The organism is Enterococcus diestrammenae (genome assembly GCF_049384045.1).
GTDB lineage: Bacteria > Bacillota > Bacilli > Lactobacillales > Enterococcaceae > Enterococcus_C > Enterococcus_C diestrammenae.
In genome coordinates this window covers 12652-25021 of record NZ_JBMRGR010000003.1, presented here as the reverse complement: position 1 = coordinate 25021, position 12370 = coordinate 12652, and the positions used below count along the sequence as shown (strand labels likewise).

7 protein-coding genes and 2 pseudogenes are annotated in these 12370 nt (G+C 47.1%); 5 read left to right on the top strand and 4 right to left on the bottom strand.

Annotation, left to right across the window (positions count from 1 at the left end):
- Positions 1 to 11: 11 nt before the first annotated feature.
- Positions 12 to 1760 carry an NADH-dependent [FeFe] hydrogenase, group A6 gene (locus ACO03U_RS03110; RefSeq protein ID WP_204685623.1) on the top strand — a complete coding sequence of 583 codons (1749 nt, stop codon included), beginning with the start codon at positions 12 to 14 and terminating at the stop codon, positions 1758 to 1760.
- 271 nt (positions 1761 to 2031) lie between these two features.
- Here ACO03U_RS03110 and ACO03U_RS03105 read toward each other — a convergent pair whose 3' ends face one another.
- Positions 2032 to 2601 (bottom strand): ECF transporter S component, encoded by a 570-nt coding sequence (locus tag ACO03U_RS03105; protein WP_204685625.1) that lies wholly within the window; start codon positions 2599 to 2601, stop codon positions 2032 to 2034.
- Between the two features lie 386 nt (positions 2602 to 2987).
- On the opposite strand from ACO03U_RS03105, the gene ACO03U_RS03100 reads away from it, so the two are divergent.
- From ACO03U_RS03100 to nifJ, 4 genes are all read left to right on the top strand, one after another.
- The gene (locus tag ACO03U_RS03100; RefSeq protein WP_161869340.1) at positions 2988 to 3437 is read left to right on the top strand and encodes a flavodoxin; all 450 of its coding nucleotides are present in this window, start codon (positions 2988 to 2990) and stop codon (positions 3435 to 3437) included.
- A gap of 78 nt (positions 3438 to 3515) precedes the next feature.
- Positions 3516 to 4352, top strand: a complete 837-nt coding sequence (locus tag ACO03U_RS03095; protein ID WP_204685626.1) for a sulfide/dihydroorotate dehydrogenase-like FAD/NAD-binding protein — start codon at positions 3516 to 3518, stop codon at positions 4350 to 4352.
- A complete protein-coding gene (gene gltA, locus ACO03U_RS03090; RefSeq protein ID WP_204685628.1) occupies positions 4345 to 5754 on the top strand; it encodes an NADPH-dependent glutamate synthase in 1410 nt (469 codons plus the stop codon). Before ACO03U_RS03095 ends, gltA begins: the two co-directional genes overlap by 8 nt.
- Before the next feature lie 431 nt (positions 5755 to 6185).
- Positions 6186 to 9722 carry a pyruvate:ferredoxin (flavodoxin) oxidoreductase gene (gene nifJ / locus ACO03U_RS03085; RefSeq protein ID WP_204685630.1) on the top strand — a complete coding sequence of 1179 codons (3537 nt, stop codon included), beginning with the start codon at positions 6186 to 6188 and terminating at the stop codon, positions 9720 to 9722.
- 440 nt (positions 9723 to 10162) lie between these two features.
- On the opposite strand, the pseudogene ACO03U_RS03080 reads toward nifJ, so the two are convergent.
- From ACO03U_RS03080 to ACO03U_RS03070, 3 genes and pseudogenes are all read right to left on the bottom strand, one after another.
- Positions 10163 to 10498: pseudogene (locus tag ACO03U_RS03080) on the bottom strand (family 1 glycosylhydrolase); the annotation flags it as partial.
- Positions 10489 to 11016 (bottom strand): annotated as a pseudogene (locus tag ACO03U_RS03075) (PTS transporter subunit EIIC); the annotation flags it as partial. The pseudogenes ACO03U_RS03075 and ACO03U_RS03080, both read right to left, overlap by 10 nt.
- A 449-nt stretch (positions 11017 to 11465) precedes the next feature.
- Positions 11466 to 12218 carry a MurR/RpiR family transcriptional regulator gene (locus ACO03U_RS03070; protein ID WP_204685632.1) on the bottom strand — a complete coding sequence of 251 codons (753 nt, stop codon included), beginning with the start codon at positions 12216 to 12218 and terminating at the stop codon, positions 11466 to 11468.
- Positions 12219 to 12370 lie beyond the last annotated feature (152 nt).

Below are 12370 nucleotides of genomic sequence, written 5' to 3'. Positions count from 1 at the left end.
GGAGTACTACTATGAATAAAATCGAAATCTTTATCAATGGTCAATCCTGCTATGCAACAGAGGGCACGACTATTTTACAAGCAGCGCGGGAAAACAATATCGATATTCCGACGTTGTGTTACCTGAAAGAAATCAATGAAATCGGTGCCTGTCGGATTTGCGTCGTGGAAGTAGAAGGGGTCAAAAACCTCGCCACGGCTTGTGTTTATCCGATTCGCGAAGGCATGAAAATCGTCACCAATTCCCAACGAGTCTTTGATTCCCGCAAATTGACCTTGGAGTTGATCTTGTCCACTCATGAGCGAAAATGCCTCTCTTGTATTCGCAGTGGCAATTGTGAATTGCAAAAGCTGTGTAAAGAGTTCAACGTCGATGATGAAGACTACTACAACGGTGAAAACAACCAGTGGGAATTCGATGATAGTGCCGTTCACATGGTTCGCAATGACAACAAATGTATCCTTTGCAAACGCTGTGTGGCGGCCTGTGATAAGTGCCAAGCCGTAGCGGTGATTGGCGCAAATGACCGGGGCTTCAACACCCACATCGGTTCCGCCTATGAGCTAGGCTTAGGGGATGTGGCGTGTATTTCCTGTGGGCAGTGTATCGTCGTGTGTCCGACAGGGGCGATTCACGAAAAAGACCAGACGGCGGAAGTCTGGCAAGCCTTGGCGGATCCAGAAAAATATGTGGTGGTACAAACCGCACCATCGATTCGGGTGACTCTAGGTGAAGCATTTGGCATGCCGATTGGGACCAATGTGGAAGGCAAAATGGTGGCTTCGTTACGGCGCTTAGGCTTCGACAAAGTCTTTGATACCAACGTTGCCGCTGACTTTACCATCATTGAAGAAGCCAATGAATTTATTGAACGAGTCAACAACAACGGGCCGTTCCCGCTGTTTACCTCTTGTTCCCCAGGTTGGGTAAAATATTGTGAATCTTACCATCCGGAAATGATTCCTAATCTCTCTAGCTGTAAATCCCCGCAACAGATGTTTGGAGCCTTGACCAAGACTTGGTATGCTGAAAAAATGGGCATCGACCCGGAAAAGATTTTCGTGGTGGGAATCATGCCTTGTACCGCTAAGAAATTTGAAGTCACACGGGAAGACGAAGCGGCAGCCGGTTTCCCTGATGTGGATGTGGCGTTGACGACGCGGGAATTGGCCCGCATGATCGATAAAGCTGGGATTCAATTTGCCTATTTGGAAGATGAAGCCTTTGACAATCCTTTAGGGGAAGCTACTGGTGCCGGCTATATCTTCGGTGCATCTGGTGGGGTGATGGAAGCCGCCTTGCGGACGGCGGTGGAACGCTTAGTCGGCGAACAAGCGGCGCCTTTAGAGTTTAATGAAGTCCGGGGAATGGCTGGCATTAAAGAAGCCACTTACCGGATTAATGGGCAAGATATCAACATCGCCGTGACTTCCGGGATCAGCAATGCCAAACGTCTCTTGGAAGAGAAAATCATCCCAGGGGAAAAGACCTATCACTTTGTCGAAGTCATGGGTTGTCCTGGCGGCTGTATCAATGGTGGTGGTCAACCAGTCCAACCAGCCTCGGTCCGCAATTTCGTCGATCTCCAAGGCTTGCGCGCTGCGGCCTTGTATACTGAGGATCAAAAGAAGACCCTTCGTCGCTCCCATGAAAGCCCGGTGGTGCAACGTCTGTACGCCGAATACTTGGGTGAACCTGGTAGCTTAAAAGCTCATCATCTGTTACACACGAGTTACCAAGAACGACTGGAAGTCCAGTAGTTTTATTGTTCCTCTTACGTCCCTTGAAATGATCCTGAAACTGGTTGAAGTCTGTCTTGGTGCAAAAGGGTCCGTCAGCCTGCTGACGCTCCTTTACCAAGGGCAACTTCTACCAGTTTTTTATTTGGCGAAAAAGCGAGTCCTTGGAAAAAGCAACTGATTTGGTGCCTGAGGATAGAGCTCCGTCATCAGCCATTTGGTGCTAAAAAAGGTGACGTAGCGTGTTCGCTACCTCACCTTACTTACTGTATCCTCGTTTTATCCTAGCAAATTAATTTGTGGTTTTTTGGTTAGCTGGCCGGTGTTTTAAGGCTTTTGCTAACTGGGGGAGGAGCAGGCAGGCGATTCCGCCACCGATTAAGGCCGTGATCAATTGCGGCGTGCTAAACATCTTTGCTAGGTTTTGCTTAGCAGGTGCCGGGATATTGCTGGCTAGAGGGGCGACGATTTTGACGACTAAAAGCCAGAGGATGGTAAATTTCAAGAGGGCTGCGACAAGGGCCGCTGCTGCCACTCGGGGGTACTGCGTGTGGCCGTTTTTCCCTAAGATGAGCCACCAAGCAGTGACCAACACGGCATTGCCCGCCATGATGCAGGCGATAATTTGGGGAAACTGAGGCCCGATGCCAAAGATAAAGGCAAAGATTGGTGAAAGACAGGCCACCGTCAAGCCACTGGTAAAACCTGCCAAGGCGACCGTCAGGATCAAAATCAGGTTCACCAGACTCCCGGTGACAAATTGACCTAGACCACTAGTCGTTGCTTGAATGACGACGATTAAGGCAATCATGATGGCTGTTTGGGTGATCCAGAGGGCATTGCTTTTGGTATGATTGTTCATGTTTGCGACAGTTTCTTGCAGGCAAGAAAGGTGTCTTCACTTCCTTTCACTTGGCTACCAAGAGGGCTGAACCAGTCCACAAGTATAGCCGGTTTGTCGTAGTAAGCTCCCGCTAGTTTCGGGGACATTGTTATTGTACCAAATAAAAACGATTACATGTGAGAAAATTGCTAATTTTCATTATTTGTTTAAAAGAGCGATACACCAAGCTTTTTTAGCAAGTGATGTCAACCGCAGCAATAAAAATGCAAAAAAAACCTAAAAATTTGTTCAGTTATACACACAAATGAAGTATTATAGAATCAGGTAAAATCTACTTAATTCTATTTTATGTTTTTAAAACTGGCACTTTTGCCGTGAAAGAAAAATCAAGGAGGAAGATTTTAATGACAGCAGCAAAAATTGTATACGCAAGCGCAACTGGGAACACAGAAGGGATTGCCGAATTCTTAGAAGAACAATTCAAAGCCTTGGACGTCGACGTGGAATTGGTTGAAGCGGACGATGCCGATGAAGATACTTTCGAAGAGGCCGATATCTGCGTGGTAGCCACTTATACAGATGGCGATGGCGAAATTCCATTTGACTTGGAAGATTTCTTTGAAGAACTGCCTGAACAAGAACTGGAAGGCAAAGTCTTTGGTGTCGTTGGGTCTGGTGACAGCGAGTTGTACCCGGATTACTTCTGCCAAGCAGCGATCGACTTTGAAGAAGCTTTTGGCAAAACTGGCGCGACAAAAGGTGCTGACCTAGTGAAGATCGAAAATGCTTATGACGATGAAGATGAAGTGGTCTTGAAAGCCTTCGTCAAAGCCATGGTGGAAGCGACCGCTTAAGGATTAGAAAAAGACTGACTGCAAGGGGGAGCGTAAAGCTTGGGTAGCGCAGTCTCACATAGATAGGGGAATCATTCGTTGTTTAAAATCGTAAAAAAGACAGAATTAAATCCAATCGAGTTTGAGATTTACGTTGAAGCGCCACGGATTGCACAAAAGGCCAAAGCCGGTCAATTTGTCATCCTGCGCATCAACGAACATGGGGAACGAATTCCATTGACCGTCGTGGATACCGATGTTGAAAAGGGGCTTGTCCGTTTGATCTTTCAAGTAATCGGCAAATCCACGGCTGAACTCGCCACCTTAACAGCTGGTGAAAGTCTAGCTGATTTGGTGGGGCCATTAGGAAAAGCCACTGATATTGAAAATTATGGTAGCGTTTTGTTAGTCGGAGGCGGGGTCGGCATTGCGGCCTTGTTCCCGATCGTCAAAGCCTTGAAAGAAGCTGGCAATCATGTGATTACCGTTCTCGGTGCTAAAAATAAAGATTTGATGATTTTGGCAGAAGAGTGTGGCCAATACTCTGATGAGCTGATCCTCATGACCGACGACGGTTCCCTAGGCCAAAAAGGCTTAGTTACCGATGCCATGAAGGAAGTCTTTGCCAAAGAAACCATCGACATGGCTTGGGCGATTGGTCCCAGTGTCATGATGAAATTCTGTACGTTGACCGCTGAAGCAGCCGGCGTCCCGATTTACGTTTCCTTGAATCCAATCATGGTGGATGGAACCGGGATGTGTGGCGGTTGTCGGGTGACGGTGGACAATCAAATCAAGTTTGCTTGTGTTGATGGCCCTGAATTTTTGGGGGCCGGAGTTGACTGGGATGAGTTTGTCAATCGGATGGGTCAGTATCGCAATGAGGAAACCGTAGCAAACGAAGATTATGAAAAGAAGGTGACACAACATGGCTAAGCGCAGTTATACAAAAACGCCCATGAAGGAACAAGCACCGGAAATTCGTAATCAAAACTTTTCGGAAGTCGCTCTTGGGTATTCCTTAGAAGAAGGGCAGCTAGAAGCAAGTCGCTGTCTCCAATGTAAAAACGCACCCTGTATCCAAAATTGCCCGGTGATGATTGATATCCCAGGCTTTATCAAACAGATTGAAGAAGGGGATATGGCTGCGGCTTCAGAAATCTTGAGCAAATACACCAATTTGCCAGCGATTTGTGGCCGGGTCTGCCCGCAAGAGAAACAATGTGAAATGGTTTGCCGCTTAGGCCAATCCAAGAAGTTTGAACCGGTAGCTATCGGTAAGTTGGAACGCTTGGTGGCTGACTGGGTTTTGCAACAGCCCATCGAACCTTTGGCTATTTCTCACGACAAAGGCAAGGTTGCGGTCATCGGTTCAGGACCTTCCGGACTTACGGCAGCCGGTGATTTGGCTAAACTAGGCTATGAAGTGACGATCTTTGAAGCCTTGCATATGCCCGGTGGGGTGCTGACATACGGTATTCCTGAGTTCCGTTTGCCGAAAGCTATCGTCTCAAAAGAAATCGAGCGGATTCAAGCGACCGGCGTAACCATCGAAACCAACGTGGTGGTGGGGAAAACCATTACGATGGAGGAAATCATGGCGGACTTTGATGCTTGTTATCTCTCTGTTGGCGCCGGCGCACCAAACTTCATGGGTATTCCGGGGACGTCATTGAATGGCGTTTACAGTTCTAGTGAATATTTGACCCGCATCAACTTGATGAAAGGCTACGAATTTCCAACCTATGACACCCCCGTCCAAAAATCCAAAAACGTGGTGGTAATCGGTGGCGGCAACGTGGCGATGGATGCCGCTCGTTCGGCAAAACGCTTGGGAGCAGAAAATGTTTCCATCATCTATCGTCGGTCTCGGGAAGAATTACCAGCCCGCGAAGAAGAGTACCATCATTCCGTGGAAGAGGGCATCAACTACCATTGGTTGAGCAATCCGATTGAATACCTGAATGACGGCACAGGGAAACTAACCGCTGTCAAATGCGTCAAGATGGAGCTGGGGGAACCGGATGAATCCGGACGCCGCCGTCCACAAGTCATTCCTGGTAGTGAATTTATCGTGGAAGCCGATACGGCCATTGAAGCCATCGGACAAGGAGCGAACCGGGTCTTGTTGGATACTTTCCCAGAATTACAACTCAATCGTTGGGGCTATATCGATGCTGATCCTGCCACTGGGGCAACGTCGATTCCGGGGGTCTTTGCCGGAGGAGATATCGTGACTGGCGCGGCGACCGTCATTTTGGCGATGGGAGCCGGGAAAGTGGCAGCCACCCAAATTGACCAGTATATTCAAACGAAAAAAGCGGAAGTGACGGTCTAATCACCGCTACTTTCCGATAGGACCAGCCCGCCGGAAGCAGCTACTTACGGCGGAACCTAGATGGCCATAAGGATTTTTGCTAATCCAACGGCAAACGAAACGCTTTACGGGACTAAGAAATTATCAGATTTCACAAGTCAAAACAAGGAAACACCAGTCTTACAAGGGTTGGCTTCATGAACTAGTCCCTTGGAAATATAGTCGCAACCGATGCATGGGAAGAGCTATCTGCCAACCATGTCGCGGTTGCCCCTGTATTTTCGAAAGGGTAACGAGTTCCTCCAGCCTACTTGACACAGGGGAGTAAACTATCAGTTGGAGTAAGCGCTTACTGATAGCTAGAAAACGGGATGATGGCCTTTTGGGGACTGTCATCCGCCTGAAATGTTACACCAGACAGGCGATCAATCAGAATCGAGGGGAACAGCGACATGAAAAAAATGAAAACGATGGATGGCAATACTGCTGCAGCTTATGTCTCATACGCTTTTACCGAAGTTGCCGCAATTTATCCCATCACACCAAGTTCCACTATGGCGGAAGTCGTAGATGAATGGGCCAGCGTCCATGAACAAAAAAATATTTTCGGGGAAACAGTCAACTTAGTGGAAATGCAGTCAGAAGCCGGCGCCTCAGGTACGGTTCACGGCTCACTTAAAACCGGTGTCTTAACTACCACTTATACGGCTTCACAAGGGCTATTACTGATGATTCCTAACATGTTTAAGATTGCTGGTGAATTGTTGCCAACGGTCTTTCATGTGGCAGCGCGGGCGGTATCCACCAATGCGCTATCCATCTTTGGGGACCACAGTGACGTGATGGCTGCCCGCCAAACTGGTTTTTGTATGTTGGCAGAAGGTAGCGTCCAAGAAGTGATGGACTTGTCAGCAGTCGCGCATTTGGCGTCGATTGAAGGCAGTTTGCCCTTTATGAACTTCTTTGATGGGTTCCGGACTTCCCATGAATTGCAAAAAATCGAAGTGTTGGACTACGAAGATTTGAAAGAAATGATGCCTTGGGAAGCTCTAGAAAACTTCCGCAAACGGGGGATGAACCCAAATCATCCGACTGTTTCTGGAACTGCCCAAAACCCAGATATTCATTTCCAACAACGGGAAACGGTCAATAAATATTATGATGACATGCCGGCTATCGTCCAAAAATACATGGGTAAAATCAACGAGTTACGGGGCACCAACTATGATTTGGTGGACTACTACGGGGACCCAGAAGCCACGGAAGTCATCATCTCTATGGGTTCAGCTTCACCGACGATCCAACAAACAGTGGCCTACCTCAACGCTCAAGGGCGCAAAGTGGGACATATCAACATTCACTTATACCGGCCGTTTCCAACTGAAAATATTTTGGCAAAATTGCCGAAAACCGTGGAACGAATTGCCGTGTTGGACCGCACCAAAGAACCAGGCTCTGATGGGGAACCATTGCTGTTGGATGTGCAATCCATCTTGTTCCGTCATGAAAATCGGCCATTGGTTATCGGTGGACGCTACGGGATTGCTTCAAAAGACGTGACACCTGACCAAATCGTGGCAGTCTTTGATCATTTATTATTGCCAGTGGAACAGTTGAAATTCCGCTTCACTTTGGGCATCAATGACGATGTCACCCATACCAACTTACCATTGTTGGAAACATTAGATTTGACACCAGATTCCACCTTCCAAGCGAAATTCTGGGGCTTTGGTTCCGATGGGACGGTAGGGGCTAACAAACAGGCTATTAAGATTATCGGAAACCACACCGACATGTACGCCCAGGCTTACTTTGCCTACGATTCCAAAAAATCCGGTGGGGTAACGATTTCTCACCTGCGCTTCGGTCATGATCCGATTTTATCTACCTACAATGTGGAAGCGGCCGACTACATTGCTTGTCATAACAGTGCCTACATTCACGAATACGACTTGTTAAAAGGCTTGAAAGACGGCGGGACTTTCTTATTGAACACCGTTTGGGACGAAGAAAAAGTCAAACAAAACTTACCAAATCGCCTGAAAAAATACATTGCCCAACATGATATTAACTTCTATATCATCAACGCCATGGATATTTCTGTGAAAAATGGTTTAGGGCGCCGGATCAACACCGTTTGTTCGGCAGCGTTCTTTGAAGTGACGGATATCATGGATCGTGAGACCTTCTTACCGTTGTTGAAAGCCGAAGTTGATGCAGCTTATGGGAAGAAATCCCGCAAGATTGTCGAAAACAACTGGGCAGCGATCGATGAAACCTTCGAAGCTTTGGTGAAAGTCGCTGTGCCAGCAGAATGGGCCCACATCGTCTTGCAAGAAGAAGTCACAGATGTCAGTGACAAACCAGCTTATGTGAAGAATATTTTGGAACCAATCAATCGCCAAGAAGGCAATGCTTTGTCAGTCGGGGATTTGATCAACAATGGCATGCTAGGTGGCGAAATGCCGATGGGGACCGCGGCTTACGAAAAACGCGGTATCGCTTTGGAAGTACCGGAATGGCTGCCGGATAATTGTACCCAATGTAACGAATGTGCCTTCATCTGTCCTCATGCAGCGATTCGTCCATTTATGGCGGATGACCAAGAGATGCAAGAAGCGCCAGCTGGCTTTATCACTCGGGATATGAAGGGGGTAGACGGTACGCAATACCGCATCCAAGTATCGGTGGAAGACTGTACCGGTTGTGGCCTTTGTGTGGAAGTCTGCCCAGCCAAGGAAAAAGCGTTGGTGCTGAAACCTTATGAAGAGATGAAGGAAGAAGCGATGAACTGGGCCTTTGCTATGACGTTACGGCAAAAGGCCAATCCGTTCAAACTAGCTTCAGTCAAAGGCTCACAATTGGAACAACCATTGATGGAATTCTCCGGAGCTTGTGCTGGTTGTGGCGAAACCCCATATATCAAATTGCTGACACAACTCTTTGGAGATCGCATGATGATCGCCAATACTACGGGCTGTTCTTCTATCTGGGGCGGTTCTTCACCAGCGACACCATATACCACCAATGCCGATGGTCGCGGCCCTGCTTGGAGTAACTCTTTGTTTGAAGACAATGCCGAATATGGGTTGGGGATGTATATCGCCAATGAAACCAAACGCAAACGCCTAGCGACAGCTGTAGAAAAAGTCTTGGCGGAAGCAAAAGGCTCGATTGAAACCCAAAACTTGTTAGAAGATTGGTTGGAACACGTCCACGAAGGTGAAGGTACCCAACAACGGGCGGCCAAAGCTATCGCTGCGGTCAAATCCGAAAACGACCCAGCATTTGCCGACATCTTGGCGCAAGCCGACATGTTTGTCAAAACTTCGCAATGGATTGTTGGTGGGGATGGTTGGGCGTATGATATCGGCTACTCTGGGATCGATCATGTGATGGCTACCGGTGCCGATGTCAACATCTTCGTCATGGACAATGAATTGTACGCCAATACCGGCGGCCAAATGTCGAAAGCGACCCCTTCTGCAGCGATTGCGAAATTCGCAGCCGGCGGGAAGAAAAACAAGAAAAAAGATCTAGGGATGATGGCGATTGCCTACCAAGATGTCTATGTGGCCCAAATTTCCATTGAAGCAAACCCAATGCAAGCCATCAAAGCCATCATGGAAGCAGAAGCATATCCTGGACCATCATTGATTATCGGTTACACCCCTTGTATCAACCACGGTATCCGCGGCGGCATGTCCAAATCCATCGACAACGCCAAAGCAGCTGTGGAATCTGGTTACTGGCAGTTGTACCGCTACGATCCACGCCTCAAAGAAAAAGGCAAAGATCCAATGCGTATCGACTATAAAAAACAAGATTACAGCAAGATGACGGCCTTCATGGAAAACCAAGTGCGTTTCTCTGCGTTGCGAAATATTAAAGAAAGCAGCGAAGAAGTGGACGACATGTTGGATCAAACCGTGAAAGACATGGAAGAACGTTCCCAAGTGTACAGTCAATTGGCAACGTTGAAGAAATAAGAAATGAAAGCCCAGCGCCTTTCGCAAATTATTGCGATAGGCGTCCGGCTTTTGTGATACATAAAGGTAAAGATTTAAGCATCAAAAAGGTTAATATACCAGGATTTGGGCGGGCTAAGGAGCATTGTGCCTACAGTTCATCTAAGCAGAGTTCACTAAGATGTACTAGCCAAACAAACATGTACCTTGGTTGACATTGGTCGGTCCCGCTACCACCCGGGGAATTCTCTGGAGGCACGTTCCTCTTGTCTTCTTATCTGTAAAGGAATGACTACAGGTAAACCCACAGGATCACAAAAAACCACCATCAGCCTAGGAAATGAACGGGTAACCTAGGCTAGTGGTGGTTTTGTGTATAGCAACTAATCGTAAAGTAGAAGTGTTGGTTACGAGAGTCTGGCTTTCGTCGACGGCTTGACGATTAGGAGGGAAAACGGAGCTTAGAAATCCAATTTTTCACCGTTGGATCGGATGACTTGTTGGTACCAGTCAAAGGATTGTTTTTTCAGGCGTTGGCCACTTCCTGCTAGTTGATCATCCAAGTCGACATAAATCATGCCGTAGCGTTTGGACATTTCGCCAGTACCAGCGGAAACAAGATCGATGAAGCCCCAAGGTGTATAGCCCATCAAATCGATGCCATCATAAGCCACAGCGTCTTTCATGCTTTTTATATGGGCTTGGAGGTAAGCAATCCGATAGTCGTCGTGGATCTCACCATTAGGCAAGACCTCATCCCGGGCGCCAAAGCCATTTTCGACTATAAGGAGTTTGCGACGTTAGTGGGAACTTGTTCAGGCAATTTGATGCGAATGTCCCGTTTCAAAAACCAGACATAGGCCCAACCGACAAACAATCCGACCAAGATGGCAGCGATCATCCCTTGACCACCTGTCCAAGTTTTGTTGATAACATTGCCAATCGTCACGCCGGATTGGCCATCAGTGACGGAAGAAGTCTGGGTCATCAAGAAAACCACTAAGGCGATCATCCCAGCTGGCAGACCTTCAAAGCCGGAATCTCTCACATAAGAATAGGCAATACCCACTACGGCGAAAATCGCCATAATGGCAAAAGAAGCACCAAAAGCTTCATTGAAATAGTTGGCTAGACCACTGTTGGTCACCCAATCGCTGACGCTTTTAATCGGGAAGTTTGCCAAAAGCAAGAAAATCGATCCGACGATAGTAAAAGGCATCGTGTACAACATCCCATTACGTAAGGCGGTGATGGCCTTGGTGTTGACAAATTTTAAGACCGGGGGCAATACTTTTTCATTAATAAATTCATTCATTTTCTTCTCTCCTTGTCAAAAAATGTAGTGATGGCAAGTCGGTGAGTTTTTCTGTGACGTTGGCCGACGCAACAGTGACTTCCCAAAAGAAATAATAGCGTGAAAGGGCCCTGCGGATATCCTGCTAGCACTAAAGGGTACCGTTTACATCTTTATCATACCGGCTGCTTAGAAGAAATGGTAGCGGTTGAGGAGTTTATGAAACATGTTTCGTAGGAAAAAACAAAAGAGGCTATTGCAGGCATCAGAAGACAGATTAGAAGAGCTAAGGGACGCTGTGGAGCCTCTTTATTACCCCGCCTTCCGTTAAAAGGTTGCTGGTGGAAAGCAACCTTCAGACTAGCGAACTGGCTTTTGGGAAAATTTTTATAACTTGAGGATTTTTAGGTGACAAGTCTACCAAAAAAACTCAGCAACTAGGGAGTCGCTGAGTTTTTCGATAGTAGCAGTCATTCTTCAATGACATGCAATTTTTTTGCCACTTGATGGGCTAAGATTTCGATCAAGGCGATGACGGGGACTTGGGTGGTGAGGTTCACATGATCTTCCACGGGACTACCGACTTCTGGCATATAATAGGAAATGTTGTAATCCGACATGCGGGCAATGGTGGAATTTTCATCATTGGTAATGCTGAGTACTTGGGCACCGTAGCGCTTGAAGGCGATGGCCTGTTCGATCATCTGCTCGGTTTCACCAGAGACGGATAAAATAATAGTTAACGTGTTTTCCAAGCCACGAGGCGGAATCGGTGCAAAGGGATTTGCCAGACTATAGGCATTGAGTTCCATATTGGCAAAATAACGACTGCCGTACAACCCCAGCGTGCCACTGGTACCGATGCCGGTAAAGACGATGTGGCGCTTATTAAGAATCATCTTCACTGCCGGCTGCAAAACATCTCGGTAGTTGTCATCATTGACCCGTTTCAAAAAATGATCCACTTGCACAGTGGCATCATAGAAATAATCAAAGGAGCGCTCTTTTTTTTGCTGTTCTTCTTTGATGAAGTATTTAAACTCGGAAAAGCCACCAAAGCCAAGTTTCGTTAATGTTCGCAAAATCGTCGACGTGGAGACATGAGCCGCTTCCGTCATTTCCCGGATGGTGAGGGAGGAAAGGGTACTGACGTTTTCGATAATATAGCGATAGACCACCATTTCCAATTCATTGAGGCCTTTGACTTTCTCGGTATCAAACATCTTTGCACCTGGCTTTCTTTGGGAATTTTTAGCGTGCTGATTAGTTATAATTTTACTGGTTTTTTAGAGGAAATACTAGGGTCATGGGGCTATTTATTAAGGTGCCAGAAACGAGGAACAAGGGATTTACCCGTAGGAATATGGGAAAGAAG